A 17518-nucleotide genomic window follows, 5' to 3' on the forward strand; every position below is an offset into this window, starting at 1 on the left:
CCCCCGCCGCCGCTCAGTCCTGCTCGGCCTGCCAAGGCGTGCCCGGGACGACGAGGGGGCTGCCGGTGACCGGGTCGGGGACGACCACCGAGTCCAGGCCGAAGACCTCGTGCACCAGCTTCGCCGTGACGATGTCCGCCGGGCGGCCGCGTGCCACGACCCGGCCCTCCTTCATCGCGATCAGATGATCGGCGTAGCGGGCGGCCTGGTTGAGGTCGTGCAGGACGGCGACGACCGTACGGCCGCGTTCGTGGTTGAGCTGGCGCACCAGGTCCAGCACCTCCACCTGGTGGGAGATGTCCAGATACGTCGTCGGCTCGTCCAGCAGCAGCAGATCGGTCTCCTGCGCGAGCGCCATCGCGATCCATACGCGCTGCCGCTGCCCGCCGGACAGCTCGTCCACCGGGCGGTCGGCGAGCGCCGTCACGTCCGTACGCTCCATGGCGTCCGTGACGGCTCGTTCGTCCTCCTCCGACCACTGCTGCCACCAGTGCTGATGCGGTTGGCGGCCGCGGGAGACGAGATCGGCGACGGTGATCGCCTCGGGCGCGACCGGGGTCTGCGGGAGCAGTCCCACGGCCCGGGCGATCTTCTTGGTGGGGATGCGGGCGAGATCCGTGCCGTCGAGGAGTACGGCGCCGCCGCGCGGCCGCAGCAGCCGCCCGAGGGCGCGCAGCAGGGTGGACTTGCCGCAGGCGTTGGGGCCGACGATGACCGTGACCTCGCCGTCGGGTATCTCCAGGTCCAGCCCGTCCACGACGGTCCGGTCCTCGTAGGCGAGGGTCAGCTCACGCGCGGTGAGCCGGTTCGGGGCAGCGGGTTCCACCAGATCCGTTCCCGTCGTACCCGTTGTGGACGCCGAAGCGGTCATGCGGCGGTGCCTCCCTTACGGCCGCGTCCCCCGGAAGACAGCAGCAGGTGGATCAGATACGGGGCGCCGACCGCGGCGGTCAGCACGCCCACCGGCAGTTCGGTCGGCGCGAACAGCTTGCGGGCCAGCAGATCGGCGGTGACGACGATGAAGGCTCCGGTCAGGGCCGAGCACAGCAGCGGGATCTGGGCGGTCCGGGTCATCCGGCGGGCGATCTGCGGGGCGAGCAGCGCCACGAAGTCCACCGGGCCGGCCGCGCCCGTCGCCATCGACGCGAGCACGACGCCGAGGGACACCAGGCCCAGCCGCACCCGCCCGAGCCGTACGCCCAGCGCGGTCGCCGTGTCGTCGTCCAGGGACACCGTGCGCTGCGCCCGCGCCGCCCACAGCACACCGGGCAGCAGCACCAGCAGCGCCCAGCCGAGCGGACCGGCCTCGTCCCAGCCGCGTCCGTTGAGGGAACCGGTCATCCACACCTTCGCCTGCTGGGCCACCAGATAGTCGCCCTTGGTCAGGAAGAGCTGGGTGATCGAGCGCAGCGCGACGGCGAAACCGATGCCGATGAGTACGAAGCGGGTCGCCTGCAGCCCGCCGCGCCAGGCGAAGACGTACACCAGCGCGGCGGCGGCGAGACCGCCCGCGACGGAGAGATAGGGCAGGACGGCGAAGGAGGTCACCCCGTAGGTCATCGCGCCCACGGTCACCGCGCTCGCGCCCTGGCTGACACCGATGATGTCCGGGCTCGCGAGGGGGTTGCGGGCCACCGTCTGGATCAGCGCGCCCGCGATACCGAAGGCGGCGCCGACCATCAGACCGAGCGTCATCCGGGGAAGCCGCAGCGTGCCGACGACGAGATCGTTCGGGGTGGCCTGCCCGAGGCCCCACTGGGTGTGCAGGACGGCCTGCACGGCGTCGGCGGGGGCGATGAAGCTCTCGCCGACGCACAGATACGCCACACAGACGGCGGCGGTGGCCAGGATCAGCCCGATCACGACGAGGGCCGAGCGACGATGCAGCAGGAACGATCCGCCACGGAGGTCACGCACGTCATGGCCGCTTCGTCCGCCGGGTCCGCCACGGCCGCCGCCCTTGATGCGGATCACGCCGTACCCGGCGGGGCGGACACCCGGACACCCGGCCGGGCGGTCGGTGGCGGTCATGCGGCCACTGTCTTCCGGCGGACCAGCGTGACCAGGAAGGGCACCCCGATCAGCGCGGTCATCACGCCCGCCGGGACCTCGCTCGGCGGGAACAGGATCCGGCCCACCACATCCGAGACCAGCAGCATCACCGGGCCGATCAGGGCGGCCATCGGAAGGACCCAGCGGTGGTCGGTGCCGACGATCGCGCGGGCGATATGGGGGACCGCGAGGCCGACGAAGGCGAGCGGACCGGCGGCGGCGACCCCGACGCCGGTGAGGATCGTGGCGCCGAGGGCGGCGACGACCCGTACGACCGCCACGTTCTGGCCGAGCCCCTTCGCGACGTCCTCGCCGAGCGCCAGCGCGTCCAGACCGCGTGCCACCGCGATCACCAGCACCGTGCCGACCAGCAGGAACGGCCAGATCTGGCCGACGATCTCGGTGTCCCGCCCGGCGAGCGAGCCGATCTGCCAGAAGCGGAACTCATCCAGTGCGGCCGCCTTCGTCGTCAGCACGCCCGTCGTCACGGACACCAGCAGCGCGTTGATCGCGGCGCCGGAGAGGGCGAGTTTGACCGGGGTCGCGCCGCCCCGCCCGCTGACGGCGATGGCGTAGACGGCGACCGAGGCCAGCCCCGCGCCCGCGAAGGCGAACCAGACATAGCCGCCCAGCGTGTGCACCCCGGCGAAGGCGATCGCGAGCACCACGCCCACCGAAGCCCCCTGGCTGACGCCGAGGATGCCCGGGTCGGCGATCGGGTTGCGGGTGACGCCCTGCATCACGGTGCCCGCCATGGCGAGCGCCGCCCCGACCATCAGCCCGATGACGGTGCGCGGCAGCCGCAGGGACCGCACGATGTCGGCGGCGTCGCTCGAACCGCCGTGCAGCAGCGCGTCCAGCACCGCGCTCGGCGCGATCTGGCGGCTGCCCACGGCGAGGCTCAGCAGGATGGCGAGCAGCAGGGCGACGACGGCGGTGGCCGTCCAGCCGAGGCGGCGGCGGACCAGGGAGGCTCTGGGAGGGCGGCTGCTGGTCCGGTCGGCGGTCATCGCTTCCGTTCGTTCGTCTCGCTCGTCGGCTACGAAGTTAGGCGAGGCTAAGTGTATGGGGTGGGTCGAGGCACAATGGCGGGCATGTCTTCGTACTCCGCTCCGTCCCCCGTCCCCACCACCGACCCGGGCCTCGCCGCGGACGCCGGGTCACACACGGTGACCGTCGGCTTCGATCTCGACATGACCCTGATCGACTCCCGGCCGGGCATCAAGGCGGCGTACGAGGCGCTCTCGGCCCGGACCGGCACCTACATCGACGCCGACCTCGCCATCACCCGGCTCGGCCCGCCGCTGGAGCGGGAGCTGGTGCAGTGGTTCCCCGACGAGCGCGTCGAGGAGATGGGTGAGCTCTACCGCGAGCTCTACCCGGAGTACGCGATCGGGCCCACCCCGGCCATGACCGGGGCCCGTGAGGCGATCGAGGCCGTGCGGCGGGCCGGGGGCCGGGCCATCGTCGTCACCGCGAAGCACGAGCCCAACGCCAAGCTGCATCTGAGCCACCTGGGCATCGAGGCGGACGCGGTCATCGGCTGGCTGTGGGCCGAGGCCAAGGCGGAGGCGCTGCGGGAGTACGGGGCGACGGTGTACGTGGGGGACCACACGGGTGACGTACGGGGCGCCCGTACGGCCGGCGCGCTGTCCGTGGCGGTCGCCACCGGGCCCTGCCCGGCGGATGAGCTGCTGGCGGCCGGCGCCGATGTCGTCCTGGACGACCTGTCGGCGTTCCCGGCCTGGCTGGCGGGGCACATAGGCGCTCAGGCGTAGGTGGCCACGCCTGGGCGGTCACCCAGCAGGTAGGCGGTCAGACAGCAGCCTGGTCGGCTTGCTGACGCAGATCCCGGGGTGAAGCATCCCCCGGGCCGATTCACCCGTTTGGCGGTACGGCCGTCCGCGGCGCCTGGGCGGCCGCGGCCTGCCGCCGCTGTGCCGCGATGGAGCGCAGCAGCCCCGCGGCGGCGAGGGCGAAGCCGACGCCCATCAGCATGCACATGAAGTACGCGACCGACGGCAGCGGATCCGCGCCGAGGAAGAGCGGCGCGACGGTGACGAGCGTGGCCACGGCTCCAATGGCGAAGACGATGACGCCGGACCGGATGAGCCGGTCGCCGGGAAGGAGTGCCTCCCGGGGATGGCTGGGGGAGCCACCGCTGTGCGGGGTTTCATTACTCACCGCACCAGGGTAGATCCGTGCCAGAGCGCGCATAGGAACCACCCGGGTACGTCTTGTCACCAGGCTCGGGACCATTAGCCTTGGTGGTGGCGGGTCTTACGACCCGCTGTAGTGCTATCGAGAGCCGTTTTTCCGTGTTTTCCGACGAGCGACGAGGACGAGACAGACGTGCCTACCGGCAAGGTCAAGTGGTTCAACAGTGAGAAGGGCTTTGGCTTTCTCTCCCGCGATGACGGTGGCGACGTCTTCGTTCACTCGTCGGTGCTTCCGGAAGGTGTCGACGCGCTAAAGCCGGGGCAGCGCGTGGAATTCGGCGTGGTGGCCGGAAACCGCGGAGATCAGGCATTGTCCGTCACCGTTCTCGACCCGACCCCTTCCGTGGCGGCCGCCCAGCGGCGCAAGCCGGATGAGCTGGCGTCGATCGTCCAGGACCTGACCACCCTGCTGGAAAACGTGACGCAGCAGCTGGAGCGCGGCCGCTACCCGGACAAGGCACACGGCCACAAGATCGCGGGCATGCTGCGAGCGGTGGCCGACCAGCTCGACGTATGACCTGATCGGCCCCGCACATACGACATCCCGTCAGGCGGAATCCATCAGCCGAATTCGATGGGAGCGCCGGAATCCGCCGGAACGTCAGACCGTGTCCAGCACACCGGGGCCGAGGGGCGGCACCAGCCCCTCGGCCGCCGCGCGGGTCAGCAGCCCGCGCACCGCGGCGTAGCCGTTCTCGCCCAGGTCGGCGGTGAACTCGTTCACGTACAGCCCGATGTGCTGATCGGCGACGGCCGGGTCCATCTCCTGGGCGTGCTCCAGGACGTACGTCCGCGACGCCTCCGGGTCGTCCCAGGCCATCCGTACCGACGTCCGGGCGGCGTCGGCGAGTTCCCGCAGCCGCTCGTCGCCCAGTGAGCGCTTGGCGATGATCGCGCCGAGCGGGATCGGCAGGCCGGTGGTCTGCTCCCAGTGCTCGCCCATGTCAGCCAGGCAGTGCAGCCCGTAATTCTGATAGGTGAACCGGGCTTCGTGGATGACGAGCCCGGCGTCGACCTCGCCGTCCCGCACCGCGGGCATGATCGCGTGGAACGGCAGCACCTTGATCTCGCCGACCCCGCCCGGCACCTCCGCGGCGGCCCACAGCCGGAAGAGCAGATACGCGGTCGAACGCTCGCTCGGCACCGCGACCGTCTTCCCCGCCAGGTCCTTGCCGGTGAACTGCTGCCCCTCGCCGGGCTGCCGCGTGAGCACCAGCGGACCGCAGCCGCGCCCGAGCGCCCCGCCGCAGGGGAGCAGCGCATAGTCGTCCAGCACCCACGGCAGTACGGCGTAGGACACCTTCAGCACATCGAACTCACCGCGCTCCGCCATCCCGTTGGTGATGTCGATGTCGGCGAAGGTGACATCGAGCGCGGGCGCGCCGGGGACGCGGCCGTGGGCCCAGGCGTGGAAGACGAAGGTGTCGTTGGGGCACGGGGAGTAGGCGATCTTCAGAGGCTCAGTCACTGCCGGGTTCCTTCCGGGTCCAAGGTCCAGGTGCCAAGGAGGGGGGCGATGGTTCCGAAGGCGCTGGTGAGCGCCTCGAGCGCCGCCCCGATCCGCCAAGCCGCGCGGTCGCGCGGCCCGACGGCGTTGGAGATCGCCCGTACCTCCAGGGTGGGCACGGACTGGGCCGCGGCGGCCTCCGCCACGCCGAAGCCCTCCATGGCCTCGGCGGCGGCGTGCGGATGGCGGCGCAGCAGCTCGGCGGCCCGTGCGGCGCTGCCGGTCACGGTCGACACGGTGAGCACGGTGCCGCGCACGGCGTCCGTCGCCTCGGCGACGGCGGCGACGAGCGGGGCGGGCGGGAGGTGTTCGACGGTTCCGAAGCCCAGGTCGGTGACGGCGGTGAAACCGTCGGGGGTCTCGGCGCCCAGGTCGGCGGCGACGATCGCGTCGGCGACGACCATGGAGCCGAGGCGCGCGGCGGCGGGCTGCGCGGGGGCAGGCTGCGTGGCGTTGGGGCGCGCGGCGGCGTTGGGGCGCGCGGTGGTGAAGCCGCCGCCGATACCGGCCGATACGGCGAGGTCGTAGGGAGTGCGGGCGACCGCGGCCGCGGTCAGGGCGGCCGCGGTTCCGGCCGCCGCGGCCGCCGGGCCGACCCCGGCGGCCAGGACATCCACGGTGAGCGGCGGCCCGGTGGGCGGCACCGGGCTCAGCCGGTGGATCATTCCGCCGGGGACGGGGAGTTCGGCCACCTCGGGGGAGGTGGCGCCGACACCCCGCACCACGGCGTCCCGCTCGGCGGGCACGGCCGTGACGATCAGTACGCGCATGGACGGTTCCCCCTTGTCACGCCGTGGCTGGTTCTCCTGGGGCGTCGGGTTCCCTCGACGTGCCCAGTCTTCCCCGTGCGGCCAGGCCCCGTCAGGGCGGCGCTTCGTCCTACGGAGTCCCGTACGTCAGGAATCCTGTCAGGAGTCCCGTTCCAGCGTGAAGCGCCAGATGCCCTTGACGCCCTGGCTGCTCTTGCCGAGCTCGGCGATCGTGATCGTGACCTTCTTCTCGAGCGTGGTCTGGCCCGTCTGCGGGTTCTGCTGGGCGAAGAGCGTGTCGCTGTCGAAGCTGCGGTACGTCTCCTTGCTCGCCTCGGCCATGACCGGGTTGTTGGCGATCAGGCCCCAGCTGGACTTGGCGATCTCGGGGTCCACCCCGATCCGCACCTTGTCGCCGGAGGTCACCTTGATCGTCTCTTCGGGCTTGGCCGACAGGCACGCCTTGAACTTCCCCGAGCTCAGGTCCTTGCCGTCGCCGTAGCAGCCGTCGCTCGCCTCGGCCGTCACGGTCTCCGAACCGACCGTCACCGTTGCCAGCGGGGTCGGCTTGTCGCATGCGGAGAGGGCGACGAGCCCGAGGGACACAGCACAGGCGGCGGTGGCGGCGCGGCGGCCCTTGCCCCTGGAAAACAGCGCAGCGGTCATGCGGGCAGGCTATCGGGCCGCCCCGATCACTTCGCGCGCGGGTCAGGCGAGCCGCGGAGGCGGGTCAGGCGAGCCGCGGAGGCGGGTCAGGTCAGCCGTGGAGCCGAGTCGGACCAGCCTCCGCGCACGCGGATGAGGCCGGCTGCAGACGCGACCCAGCCCAGCGGTCGTGCACGCAATTCAGGCCGGCCGCAGACGCGACCCAGCCCAGCCCCCCGCGCATGCGATTCAGACCAGCCCCCGCGCACGCGCGTCAAGCCACCCGTGGATATGGCGCCCCCTGCCGGGAGGCGCTCAGCAGCCCGCGGACGCTCAGTGCCACGCCCAGCGCGAGCACAGCCGCGGCGACCGCCATCCCCAGCACCCCGTGGAGCGGCAGCACGATGCCGATGGCGCCGCCGAGGACCCACGCCATCTGGAGCGTCGTCTCGGAGCGGGAGAACGCGGAGGTGCGGACCTCCTCCGGGACGTCGCGCTGGATCAGCGCGTCCAGGGACAGCTTGCCCAGCGCCTGGGAGATTCCGGCCGTGGCGGCCACGGCGGCCACCGTCACCGCGCCGTAGAGGGCCGCCGACACGATGATCACGGCCAGGGCCGAGCTCAGCACCACCGCGATGATCCGTTCCGGGCCGCGCGCCCGCAGCCAGGCGCCGATCGCGGTGCCCAGCGCGTTGCCGCCGCCCGCGCAGACGGCGGCCAGGCCGAGTGAGACCTCGGGGCCGAGCCCGCCCACGGGCTGGTCGCGGAGGAGGAAGGCGAGGAAGAGGGTGAGGAATCCGGACAGGGTCTTCAGCGCGGCACACGCCTGCAGGGCGTGCAGTACGGAGGGGCCGACCGTACGGAGGCCGAGCCGCCCGGAACGGCTCCTGCGAAGGGTGCTCCGAAAGAGAGTCCAGAAGGCGGTCCTGGACCCGCCGACCCTGGCCTTGGGTTTACGCACCGTCACCGTCACCGGCAGATGCAGATGGCGCTGTCCCGAGGTCAGCTGCGCCCTGGCCTCACCCTTCGCGGAGTCCACCTTGTGCGGGAGGGTGAACGACAGGAATCCGCCCAGCAGGAAGATCACGGACGCCCCGTACAGCGGCCAGCTCGGACCGATCTGATGCAGCCCGGCCCCCAGCGGGGCCGCCACGCCGGTCGCGAGCAGCCCGGCAAGCGTGACCCGTGAGTTGGCCTTGACCAGGGAGAAGTGGGGTGGGAGCAGCCGTGGCACAACGGCGGAACGGACGACTCCGTACGCCTTGGACGCCACCAGCACGCCCAGCGCCGCTGGATACAGTTCGAGGCCGCCGCCCGCCACAGCCCCCGCCATCGTCAGCGCGAGCACCGCGCGGGTCAGCATCGCGCCCGCCATGGCCGCGCGGCGGCCGTGCGGAAGGCGGTCCAGGAGCGGGCCGATGACCGGGGCGAGTAGCGCGAATGGCGCCATGGTGATGACCAGGTAGAGCGCGACCCGCCCGCGGGCCTCGTCGGTCGGGACCGAGAAGAAGATCGTGGAGGCGAGCGCGACGGTGATCATCATGTCGCCCGCGGAGTTCACCGCGTGCAGCTCGATCAGCTTGCCGAGCCCCGACTCCCCGGCCCCATGGGCGTGGGTGGCCCGGCGGATGCCCCGCCCGGCCGCGGTGAAGGGAAGACGGAGCGCATGGACGACCCAGCGGCCCGACCGTCTGGTCGAACCGCCGCTGTACCACCGCGTGCCTGCCACCTGACCATGGTGCAGCCAACGCGGCCCCGGCGTCAGACCTTCGACGGCTTTCCGGATGGCGGCGCCGTCGGCGGGGATCGGCAACACCCCGCTGTCCAGCGGAAATGCGGTTTCCCCGGGGCGGGCGGGCAGGGGGTGGACGGTGCGGGCGCCGGGGACGGGCATGGGACGGGGGTAGGGGCCGCGGGGCCGGACAAGGTAGCGTGCGTAACCGCGCCACCGAGGGTCGTTCCTGGCCGTGTGCCGAGTAGCCATCCCGCAGAATGGGACGTACAAGGTGCGCCCGAAGGCCGGATGGGCGCGGACGTCGAGGCGGCCCCATGGTCCGCTCCGTCCGCGGTCCCGCGTTCCGGCCGTACGGCTGGCGCACCAGGTCAGACGGCTGCGACGGCGTGGAAGAGAGAATCGATCCTGTGAGTGCGATGCGAAGCCGTACCCCCGACCGCCTGTGCGCCGAGGCGGTCGAACTCGCCCGCGAGGCGGCCATGGAAGCCGCCTTTCCGGGGAAGGTCGGCGAGTATATGGGCGCTGTCGCCGAGGGCGATCGCGTGGTCACGCATCTCTTCGAGAGCCCCGAGCCCGGCTATCGCGGCTGGCGCTGGGCGGTCACCGTGGCCCGCGCCTCGCGCGCGAAGACCGTCACCCTGGACGAGACGGTGCTGCTCCCCGGCCCCGACGCGCTGCTCGCGCCGGAGTGGGTGCCCTGGAGTGAGCGGCTGCGCCCCGGTGACATGGGGCCGGGCGATCTGCTCCCCACCGAGGCCGAGGACCTGCGCCTGGAGCCGGGCTACACGGGCGAGGACGCCCCGCCGCCCAACTCCGTGGTCTCGGAGGAGATGCAGCAGCTCGCGGCGGCGGAGGAGGCCGATGTGACGGCCGGCGCCCCCGTCACCCAGACCGCCGCGCCCAAGACCGGCTCGATCGCGGCCATCGCCGAGGAGCTGGGCATGCGCCGCGCCCGGGTGCTGTCGCGCTACGGCCTCCACGTCGCGGCCGACCGCTGGGACGAGGCGTACGGCTCCCAGACCCCCATGGCCCAGGCAGCCCCCGGCACGTGCGCGACCTGCGGCTTCCTGATGCCCCTCGGCGGCTCGCTGGGACAGGCGTTCGGGGTGTGCGCGAACGAGTTCAGCCCGGCGGACGGCCGCGTCGTCTCCCTCTCGTACGGATGCGGCGCCCACTCCGAGGCCGCCGTGATGCCCAAGCCTCCGCGCCCGTCCGCACCCGTGGTCGACGAGACCGTCGTCGAACCGCTCCCCCTCCACCCGGACCGCGCGAGCGGCTCCGTCGAGGCGGACACCCCGCCGGAGGAACTGGGCCACAGCTGAGGCGGTCTACAGGCGGTCTGTGCGGGCCCGCGGCTGAGGTGGCCCCCGGCGGCGCGCCGTCGCCGCGACGGCGGCTGCGGACCCCCGCCGCTGCCGCCCCGTGGGGTGCCCGTGACGGCCGCTGTCCGCCGCTGCCCGGATACGCGCCTCCCGGACTCGTCAGGCGACGTGTGGGCAGGTGCGGCCGGGAGCCCCGCATGCCCCGCCGGACGGGCCGGGGGCCGAGGGGCTCAGGGCTGAGGCGGGGGAAGACTCGGGGCTGAGGCGGGGAATCCGGTTGTCTGGAGCCCGAGGCGTCGTTTGGGCGCGGATAGCGGTACGTTCGCGGCTAGCAAGGGCGACACGCGAGGGAACGACGAGCGCGGTGGGGCGAGCCCCACCGCGGGGGACTCGGCGGTGTGGAGCCGCGGCGCAGGACGGACCCCGACCAGGAACTCCGGAGGCGAGACGTGAGCAGCACGGCGATGGTGCGAGGCGCGACCGAGGACGCGGACCCGTTCGGGACCGCGCGGCTGCGGCGCGGCGTGCTGGACGCCTGGGCCGCGTCGCCCGCCCGGTTCCGGGAGGACGCCAATGCCGAGGAGGACCTGGCGCTGGGCGGCCACCGCGACCGGCTGGTCGTCGAGATGGCCCAGAACGCGGCGGACGCCGCGGCCCGCGCCGGGGTGCCCGGACGGCTACTGCTGACCCTGCGGCCGGCCACCGACGGCGAGCCCGCCGTGCTGGCCGCCGCCAACACGGGGGCGCCGCTGGACGCGGTCGGGGTCGAGTCGCTGTCCACCCTGCGGGCGTCGGCCAAGCGGGACGAGCCGGCGAGCGCGGTCGGGCGGTTCGGCGTCGGCTTCGCCGCGGTCCTCGCGGTGAGCGACGAGCCCGCGGTCGTGGGCCGTACCGGCGGGGTGCGCTGGTCGCTGGCCGAGGCGCGCGAGCTGACCCGGCACGCCACCGCCACCAGCCCCGGCCTCGCCGAGGAGCTGCGCCGCCGCGACGGCCACGTACCGCTGCTGCGGCTGCCGCTGCCCGCCGAGGGGATCGCCCCGGAGGGTTACGACACCGTCGTGGTGCTGCCGCTGCGCGACGGCGCGGCCCTGGACGTGGCGGAGCGGCTGCTGGCCGGGATCGACGACGCGCTGCTGCTCACCCTTCCCGGTCTGGCCGAGGTGGTGGTCGAGACCGTCGAGGGCACCCGGACGCTGCGCCGCCGCCAGGAGGGCCCGTACACCGTCATCGAGGACAGCCGTGAGGGCGGCGGCGAGGCCGGTGGCGCACGCGGGACGACGCGCTGGCGCACCGAGAGCGTCGGCGGGCGGCTGGAGCCGGAGCTGCTCGCCGACCGCCCGGTGGAGGAGCGGCTGCGCCCGGTGTGGTCGGTGACCTGGGCGGTTCCGGTGGACGCGGAGGGCGCGCCGGTGCGGTCCGCGACCGCCCCGGTCGTCCACGCCCCGACGCCGACCGATGAGCCGCTGGGCATGCCGGCGCTGCTGATCGCGTCCTTCCCGCTGGAGCCCACCCGCCGCCACACCGCCCCCGGCCCGCTCACGGACTTCCTGCTGGACCGCGCGGCCGAGTCCTACGCGGCGCTGCTGCGCGACTGGCATCCGGTCTCGGTCGGCACGATCGACCTGGTCCCGGGCCAGCTGGGCAAGGGCGAGCTGGACGGGGAGCTGCGCCGGAGGGTGCTGGAGCGGCTGCCGCGGGTGCCGTTCCTGCCCAGCGCCGCCGCCCCGGCGGCGGGCGCGGGCACCGAGGCCGTGGAGGGCTGGCTCGGGTCACCGGACGCGCTCGGGCCGGACGCCGCCCAGGGCGGCCCCGCGGCGGGCGATGCGGCCCTGTCCGCCCCGCCGGTCGCCGCGGCCGACTCCCCGGCCGACTGGGATGACGACGTGCTGGCGCGCGGCGGTTTCGAGGGTGAGCCGCACGCCCTGCGGCCCCGGGACGCCGAGGTCGTCGAGGGCGCGGGCGCGGAGACGGTGGAGGTGCTGGCCGAGCTGTTCCCGACGCTGCTGCCCGCGGGGCTGGAGCGCCGTTCGGAGCTGCGGGTGCTGGGCGTGGCCCGGGTGCCGCTGGGCGAGCTCATCGACCGGCTCGCCGGTGTGGAGCGCGCCCCGGCCTGGTGGCGGCGGCTGTACGACTCGCTGGGCGGCATCGACCCGGACCGGCTCAGCGGGCTGCCGGTGCCGCTGGCGGACGGCCGGACGACGATCGGGCCCCGGCAGGTGCTGCTGCCGCTGCCGGGCGAGGCCGACGGCGACCTGGACAGCATCGGAACCGCCGAGGCCGCGCCGGCCGCCGGGGCCGCCTGGGGCGCCGAGTCCGCCGGGATGGCCGGAACCGCCGAGCCCGCCGGACTCGCCGGGGCCACGGAGGCCCCCGAGCGCGGCGGTGCGGTGAGCGCTACGCATCGCACCCTCGCCCGCCTCGGCCTGAAAGTTGCACATCCGGACGCCGCCCATCCACTCCTGGAGAAGCTCGGCGCGACCCCCGCCACCCCCCGCGCCGTGCTGACGACCCCGCAGGTGCGGGCCGCCGTCGCGCATTCGCTGGAGGCGGAGGACGAGTACGACCCGTTCGCGGAGGAGGGCGAGGCCCTGGGGGCGGCGCTGGACGCCGACACGCTGGCCGACACCGTCCTCGGCCTGGTCCAGCAGGCCCGGCTGGCGCCCGGCGACGAGCCCTGGCTGGCCGCGCTCGCGCTGCCGGACGAGGACGGGGAGCTGGCCCCGGCCGGTGAACTGGTCCTTCCCGGCAGCGCCTTCGAGCAGGTGATGCGGGAGGGTGAACTGGCCGCGTGTGACGCCGAACTGGCCGAGCGTTGGGGCGAGCAGCCGCTGGCCGCGGTCGGTGTGCTGGCCGGCTTCACGCTGGTCAGGGCCACCGATGTGGTGCTGGACCCGGATGAACTGGAGCCGCGCGAAGGCGACTTCACCGAGCCGGACGACGTCGGCGTGCTGGACGCCGTCGACGTGTGGTGCGAGGACGTGCTGGACCGGCTGCCGCAGACGCCGGTGCCGCCGGTGGCCACCGAGATCGTGGCCGTACGGGACCTGGACCTGGTCGACGACGACGCCTGGCCGCGGGCGCTCGCGATGCTCGCCCAGCCGCCGCTGCGCGACGCGCTCACCGCGCCGGTGCGGGTGCTGCTGCCGGACGGCACGACGGAGACCGTGCGCTCGTACACCGCGTGGTGGCTGCGCGGCCATCCGGTGCTGGACGGCCGCCGCCCCGCCGGGCTGCGCGCGGCCGGGGGCGATCCGCTGCTGGCGGGGCTGTACGAGGCCGTGGACGCGGCGGGGTTCGAGGACGAGCAGGTGCTGCGGGCGCTGGGGGTGCGGACCTCCGTCGCCGCGCTGCTGGACGAACCGGGAGGCGCCGCCGAGCTGCTGGCCCGCCTCGCCGACCCGGACCGCGAGGTGACCCCCGCCCAGCTGCACGCCCTCTACGGGCAGTTGGCCGACCTGGAACCCGAGCAGGTGACCCTGCCGGACGATGTGCGCGCCATCGTGGACGGCGAACCGACGGTGGTCGAGGCGGGCGAGGCACTGGTCGCGGACGCCCCGGACCTGATGCCGCTGGCCGAGGTGGACAGCCGGGCGCTGCTGCCCGTACGGCCCACCCGGGCGGCGGAGCTGGCCGAGCTGTTCCAGGTGCGGCGGCTGAGCGAGGCGTACCCGGCGCGGGTGACCTCACAGGGCGATCCGCACGAGGTGCCCGAGGCGGTCCGCGAACTCCTCCCGGGCGCCCCGCTGTCGTACATCGAGCACGAAGAGCTGCTGATCGAGGGCGAGGACGAGCTGGACTGGCGGTATGTGGACGGCACCCTGCACGCCTCGACGGTCGAGGGGGTGGCGGCCGGTCTCGCCTGGGCCGCCGGCCACTGGTCGCGCCGGTTCGAGGTGGCGGCCCTGCTGGAGGACCTGACCCGTACGGAGGAGCTGGCGCGGGCCCGCTGGTTCGACTGACGGAGGCCCGGGGGTGTTCGGCCGACGGACGCCCGGGGGCTGCCCGGGGTGGGGCCCCCGCCCCGGGTCAGCTCTTGCCCGGGGCCGGGCTCGTGCCCCGGATCACGTGTCGCGCCCCGGGTCAGGGCTTGCGCGCCACGCCCGCGTAGATCCACAGGTCCTTTTCCTCCGCCTCTGCTCTGGCCTGTTCGTTCTCGGGCTTCCAGCGGTGGGGCATCACCACGCCCGGGTCGACCAGCTCCAGCCCGTCGAAGAACGGAAGGACCTCCTCCTGGGCGCGGCCCTGCACATGGATGCCGCTGCTGCGGTAGAGGTTGGTCACCGCGTCCGAGACCCCGCCGCGGGGGTCGAGCCCACCGTGCGAGAGCACGAGGTAGCTGCCCGACGCCAGGGGCTCGACCAGCTGTCGCACGATCTCGTACGGCTTCTGTTCGTTCGCGATGAAGTGCATGATCGCGTTGAGCGACAGGGCGATCGGCTGGGACAGATCGAGGGTGTCGGCCAGGTCCTCGGCGGCCAGGATGGCCTCCGGTTCGGTGACGTCCGCGTGGATGTAGGCGGTGCGGCCCTCGGGCGTGGAGAGCAACAGGGCCTGGGCGTAGGCCAGCACGATGGGGTCGTTGTCCGCGTAGACGACCCGGGAGTCCGGGGCTATCTCCTGGGCGACCTGGTGGAGGTTGGGCTCGGTCGGGATACCGGTGCCGATGTCCAGGAACTGCCGTATGCCCGCCTCGCGCGCGAGCCAGCGGGTCGCGCGGTGCATGAATGACCGGTTGGCACGGGTCCACGGCTTGACGTCGGGCCAGACGGCCTCGACCTGTTCGGCGGCGTGGGTGTCGACCGCGTAATGGGTCTTACCGCCCAGGAAGTAGTCATACATGCGGGCCGAGTGCGGCTTGCTGGTATCGATCTCATCGGCACGAAAGCGGTTACCGGTCATATCCCTCACATTACTGGTGAGTTGGCTGCCGCAAGACGGTAGTTACCGAACAAAGTGTGTGCCGCGAGGCTTCCGCGACATTGTGAACGGCCCGTGAAGATCGTACAGTTGTCGCATCCGGCTCCGCCCGCGCGTCTTCGCGGCGGGGCCCTCATCTTTCTGTGTGCGCCACGGACGGGTGAGCGGGTGCGTCGCGAGGAGGGGAGCGCGCCCGCGCACCGGGCCGGGGCGCGCCGGATCGCCGCCGGGAACGGCGGCGGTCCGGCGCCGTGCCGTCGCGGGTGCGCCGCCGTCGCGGGTGCGTGGTGCGCGCTCGGGCAGGTGCGTCAGCCGTTCCGCGCGTCGCCGTTCCGCGAGCCGTTGATCGCCGCGTCCCGGGCCCGTACGTACCAGACACCGAGCAGTCCGAGGGCGCCGCCGGCCAGGCAGGTCCACAGCCACCACAGATGTCCGTGTTCGTCGAACCAGCGGTAGAAGGGCAGCTGGACGAGGAAGAGGACGAACCACACGATCGTGCCGCCGGTGATCGTGGCCACGACATTGCCCTCGAGCGGCTCCGGCGCCTCGTGCTTGGGGGTCCACTTCGTCATGGCCACAGCTTAAGGGGGCCGGTCATGGGGCCTGGGCGGGGCCGTGCCGGGACCGGTTTGGCGATCTGGCCTTAATAGTTTCATACTGAATGCTTTCGGGTCTGGCTGGAATGTCTTGTTCGATCGTCCAAGAGACCCACTGTTGATGTTCACGCAAGACTGAGGTCATCCATGTCCCCCTCGGCCCCCGCGCCGGTCGACGCCAGCGAACAGGCTCCGACTCCCCCTATGAACGGCATCGACAAGTTCTTCAAGATCAGTGAGCGCGGCTCCTCGGTCTCCCGGGAGATCCGTGGCGGCCTGGCCACGTTCTTTGCGATGGCCTACATCGTCGTGCTGAACCCGATCATCCTCGGGGCCGGTACGGACAAGTTCGGCCATCAGCTCAACAACGGCCAGCTCGTCACCGCCACCGCCCTGATCGCGGGCCTGACCACGCTGCTCATGGGGATCATCGGCAACGTCCCCATCGCGCTCGCCGCGGGCCTGGGCATCAACGCCGTGGTCTCGCTGCAGCTCGCACCCAAGATGAGCTGGCCGGACGCGATGGGCATGGTGGTGCTCGCGGGCCTGGTGCTGATGATCCTCGTCGCCTCGGGGCTGCGGCAGCGGGTGATGGACGCGATTCCGGCCGGGCTGCGGCGGGCGATCGCGATCGGCATCGGGCTGTTCATCGCCCTGATCGGCCTGGTCGACTCCGGCTTCGTCAGCCGTAACCCCGACTCCGCGCACACCACGGTCCCCCTGGGGCTGGGGGTGGCCGGGCGGCTGCAGGGCTGGCCGGTGCTGGTGTTCGTGGCCGGTCTCGCGCTCACGTTCATCCTGATCGTCCGCAAGACGCGCGGCGCGATCCTGATCGGCATCGTGAGCATGACCGTGGTCGCGATCGTGATCAACTCCCTGGCCCAGATCCCGGACGCCCAGTGGGGGCTGACCATCCCCAAGGTGCCGGAGAAGGTGGTCGACACCCCGGACTTCGGCCTGGTCGGCCATGTCAGCCTCTTCGGCGGCTTCCATGAGGTCGGCCTGCTCACCGGCTGTCTCTTCGTCTTCACCGTGCTGCTGTCCGGCTTCTTCGACGCGATGGGCACGATCATCGGCGTCGGCGAGGAGGCCGGGTTGACCGATGACCGCGGGCAGCTGCCGGGCATGGGCCGGATCCTGATGATGGACGGCGTCGCGGTCGCGGGCGGCGGCTTCGGCTCGGCCTCGGCCAACACCTGCTTCGTCGAATCCACGGCGGGCGTCGGGGAAGGGGCGCGCACCGGTCTCGCGAACGTGGTGACCGGCGGTCTCTTCCTGCTCGCGCTGGTCTTCACCCCGCTGGCCAAGGTGGTGCCCTCGCAGGCCGCGACCCCCGCGCTGGTGGTCGTCGGCTTCCTGATCATGGCGGCGAACGTCAAGGAGATCGACTGGAGCGATTTCACGATCGCGATCCCGGCCTTCCTGACCATGATCTCGATGCCCTTCACCTACAGCATCACCAACGGGATCGGGCTGGGCGTGCTCTCGTTCCTGCTGCTGCGCATCGCCACCCGGCGGACCCGCGAGATCCCGTGGCTGCTGGGCGCGGTGGGGCTGTGCTTCCTGGTGTACTTCCTGCTCAACCCGATCGAGCAGGCGCTCGGCGTCTCCTGAGCCGAGCCGTCGCCTCCTGAGCCGAGCCGTCGCCCCGCCCTGGCGTACGTCGTCCTGCTCTCATGTGCGTCGTCCCCTCCTGAGCGTCCTGGACCGAGGTGTCCTGGGCGCTCAGGACGTTTCGCCGAACGTCACTACCCGGAGTCAACTCACTCGTTCGGG

The 17518-nt window shown here is 72.8% G+C and carries 15 protein-coding genes; 5 read left to right on the forward strand and 10 right to left on the reverse strand.

The genetic code is table 11. The features are described from left to right. Positions 1-13 precede the first annotated feature (13 nt). The 3 genes from ACFYOY_RS16230 to ACFYOY_RS16240 are packed head-to-tail and all read right to left on the reverse strand — an operon-like array spanning position 14 to position 3062. The gene (locus ACFYOY_RS16230) at positions 14-871 is read right to left on the reverse strand and encodes an ABC transporter ATP-binding protein (RefSeq protein WP_351881587.1); all 858 of its coding nucleotides are present in this window, start codon (positions 869-871) and stop codon (positions 14-16) included. Then, positions 868-2031, reverse strand: coding sequence for a FecCD family ABC transporter permease (locus ACFYOY_RS16235; protein ID WP_388587588.1), 1164 nt, complete (start codon positions 2029-2031; stop codon positions 868-870). The genes ACFYOY_RS16230 and ACFYOY_RS16235 overlap by 4 nt, the downstream gene beginning before the upstream one ends. Further along, positions 2028-3062, reverse strand: coding sequence for a FecCD family ABC transporter permease (locus tag ACFYOY_RS16240; RefSeq protein WP_388587591.1), 1035 nt, complete (start codon positions 3060-3062; stop codon positions 2028-2030). Before ACFYOY_RS16240 ends, ACFYOY_RS16235 begins: the two co-directional genes overlap by 4 nt. A gap of 75 nt (positions 3063-3137) precedes the next feature. On the opposite strand from ACFYOY_RS16240, the gene ACFYOY_RS16245 reads away from it, so the two are divergent. After that, positions 3138-3830 (forward strand): haloacid dehalogenase-like hydrolase, encoded by a 693-nt coding sequence (locus ACFYOY_RS16245; RefSeq protein ID WP_351881578.1) that lies wholly within the window; start codon positions 3138-3140, stop codon positions 3828-3830. Positions 3831-3930: 100 nt separating this feature from the next. Here the strand turns inward: ACFYOY_RS16245 and ACFYOY_RS16250 are convergent, their stop codons facing one another. After that, entirely contained in the window at positions 3931-4269 is a 339-nt protein-coding gene (locus ACFYOY_RS16250) for a hypothetical protein (RefSeq protein ID WP_388587593.1), read from the reverse strand. A 135-nt stretch (positions 4270-4404) separates the two neighbouring features. Here ACFYOY_RS16250 and ACFYOY_RS16255 point away from each other — a divergent pair, with 135 nt between their 5' ends. Beyond that, positions 4405-4788 carry a cold-shock protein gene (locus ACFYOY_RS16255; protein WP_014061494.1) on the forward strand — a complete coding sequence of 128 codons (384 nt, stop codon included), beginning with the start codon at positions 4405-4407 and terminating at the stop codon, positions 4786-4788. Between the two features lie 84 nt (positions 4789-4872). On the opposite strand, the gene ACFYOY_RS16260 is transcribed toward ACFYOY_RS16255, so the two are convergent. The 4 genes from ACFYOY_RS16260 to ACFYOY_RS16275 form a co-directional block, all read right to left on the reverse strand. Beyond that, positions 4873-5739: a 1,4-dihydroxy-6-naphthoate synthase gene (locus ACFYOY_RS16260; protein WP_388587596.1), complete on the reverse strand. Its 867-nt coding sequence runs from the start codon at positions 5737-5739 to the stop codon at positions 4873-4875. Continuing rightward, positions 5736-6548 (reverse strand): futalosine hydrolase, encoded by an 813-nt coding sequence (mqnB, locus tag ACFYOY_RS16265; protein WP_351881571.1) that lies wholly within the window; start codon positions 6546-6548, stop codon positions 5736-5738. The genes ACFYOY_RS16260 and mqnB overlap by 4 nt, the downstream gene beginning before the upstream one ends. A gap of 138 nt (positions 6549-6686) precedes the next feature. Then, on the reverse strand, positions 6687-7193 hold the full coding sequence (locus ACFYOY_RS16270) for a hypothetical protein (protein ID WP_351881568.1): 507 nt from the start codon (positions 7191-7193) through the stop codon (positions 6687-6689). Positions 7194-7446: 253 nt separating this feature from the next. Beyond that, a complete protein-coding gene (locus ACFYOY_RS16275) occupies positions 7447-9156 on the reverse strand; it encodes an MFS transporter (RefSeq protein ID WP_388587599.1) in 1710 nt (569 codons plus the stop codon). Between the two features lie 167 nt (positions 9157-9323). Between ACFYOY_RS16275 and ACFYOY_RS16280 the strand changes: the two genes are divergently transcribed. After that, positions 9324-10229 carry a DUF3027 domain-containing protein gene (locus ACFYOY_RS16280; RefSeq protein ID WP_351882250.1) on the forward strand — a complete coding sequence of 302 codons (906 nt, stop codon included), beginning with the start codon at positions 9324-9326 and terminating at the stop codon, positions 10227-10229. Positions 10230-10693: 464 nt separating this feature from the next. Beyond that, complete coding sequence (locus ACFYOY_RS16285; RefSeq protein ID WP_388587639.1) at positions 10694-14188, forward strand: sacsin N-terminal ATP-binding-like domain-containing protein; 3495 nt, start codon at positions 10694-10696, stop codon at positions 14186-14188. Between the two features lie 121 nt (positions 14189-14309). On the opposite strand, the gene ACFYOY_RS16290 is transcribed toward ACFYOY_RS16285, so the two are convergent. Both ACFYOY_RS16290 and ACFYOY_RS16295 read right to left on the reverse strand, forming a co-directional pair. Continuing rightward, complete coding sequence (locus ACFYOY_RS16290) at positions 14310-15128, reverse strand: SAM-dependent methyltransferase (RefSeq protein ID WP_351881562.1); 819 nt, start codon at positions 15126-15128, stop codon at positions 14310-14312. Between the two features lie 326 nt (positions 15129-15454). After that, entirely contained in the window at positions 15455-15718 is a 264-nt protein-coding gene (locus ACFYOY_RS16295) for a DUF2530 domain-containing protein (protein WP_351881559.1), read from the reverse strand. A 171-nt stretch (positions 15719-15889) separates the two neighbouring features. On the opposite strand from ACFYOY_RS16295, the gene ACFYOY_RS16300 reads away from it, so the two are divergent. Beyond that, a complete protein-coding gene (locus ACFYOY_RS16300; protein ID WP_388587603.1) occupies positions 15890-17356 on the forward strand; it encodes an NCS2 family permease in 1467 nt (488 codons plus the stop codon). Positions 17357-17518 lie beyond the last annotated feature (162 nt).

Origin of the sequence: Streptomyces sp. NPDC007875 (assembly GCF_042868035.1) — a bacterium.
In the GTDB taxonomy this organism is placed as follows: Bacteria; Actinomycetota; Actinomycetes; order Streptomycetales; family Streptomycetaceae; genus Streptomyces; species Streptomyces antimycoticus.

Bases quoted from the DNA above. Each gene is read 5' to 3' on its own strand.
- ACFYOY_RS16230 (WP_351881587.1), bottom strand. From the start codon at position 871: ATGACCGCTTCGGCGTCCACAACGGGTACGACGGGAACGGATCTGGTG.
- ACFYOY_RS16270 (WP_351881568.1), bottom strand. From the start codon at position 7,193: ATGACCGCTGCGCTGTTTTCCAGGGGCAAGGGCCGCCGCGCCGCCACC.
- ACFYOY_RS16235 (WP_388587588.1), bottom strand. From the start codon at position 2,031: ATGACCGCCACCGACCGCCCGGCCGGGTGTCCGGGTGTCCGCCCCGCC.
- mqnB (WP_351881571.1), bottom strand. From the start codon at position 6,548: ATGCGCGTACTGATCGTCACGGCCGTGCCCGCCGAGCGGGACGCCGTG.
- ACFYOY_RS16290 (WP_351881562.1), bottom strand. From the start codon at position 15,128: ATGACCGGTAACCGCTTTCGTGCCGATGAGATCGATACCAGCAAGCCG.
- ACFYOY_RS16240 (WP_388587591.1), bottom strand. From the start codon at position 3,062: ATGACCGCCGACCGGACCAGCAGCCGCCCTCCCAGAGCCTCCCTGGTC.
- ACFYOY_RS16280 (WP_351882250.1), top strand. From the start codon at position 9,324: ATGCGAAGCCGTACCCCCGACCGCCTGTGCGCCGAGGCGGTCGAACTC.
- ACFYOY_RS16300 (WP_388587603.1), top strand. From the start codon at position 15,890: ATGTCCCCCTCGGCCCCCGCGCCGGTCGACGCCAGCGAACAGGCTCCG.
- ACFYOY_RS16250 (WP_388587593.1), bottom strand. From the start codon at position 4,269: ATGCGCGCTCTGGCACGGATCTACCCTGGTGCGGTGAGTAATGAAACC.
- ACFYOY_RS16295 (WP_351881559.1), bottom strand. From the start codon at position 15,718: ATGACGAAGTGGACCCCCAAGCACGAGGCGCCGGAGCCGCTCGAGGGC.
- ACFYOY_RS16285 (WP_388587639.1), top strand. From the start codon at position 10,694: ATGGTGCGAGGCGCGACCGAGGACGCGGACCCGTTCGGGACCGCGCGG.
- ACFYOY_RS16275 (WP_388587599.1), bottom strand. From the start codon at position 9,156: ATGGCTACTCGGCACACGGCCAGGAACGACCCTCGGTGGCGCGGTTAC.
- ACFYOY_RS16245 (WP_351881578.1), top strand. From the start codon at position 3,138: ATGGCGGGCATGTCTTCGTACTCCGCTCCGTCCCCCGTCCCCACCACC.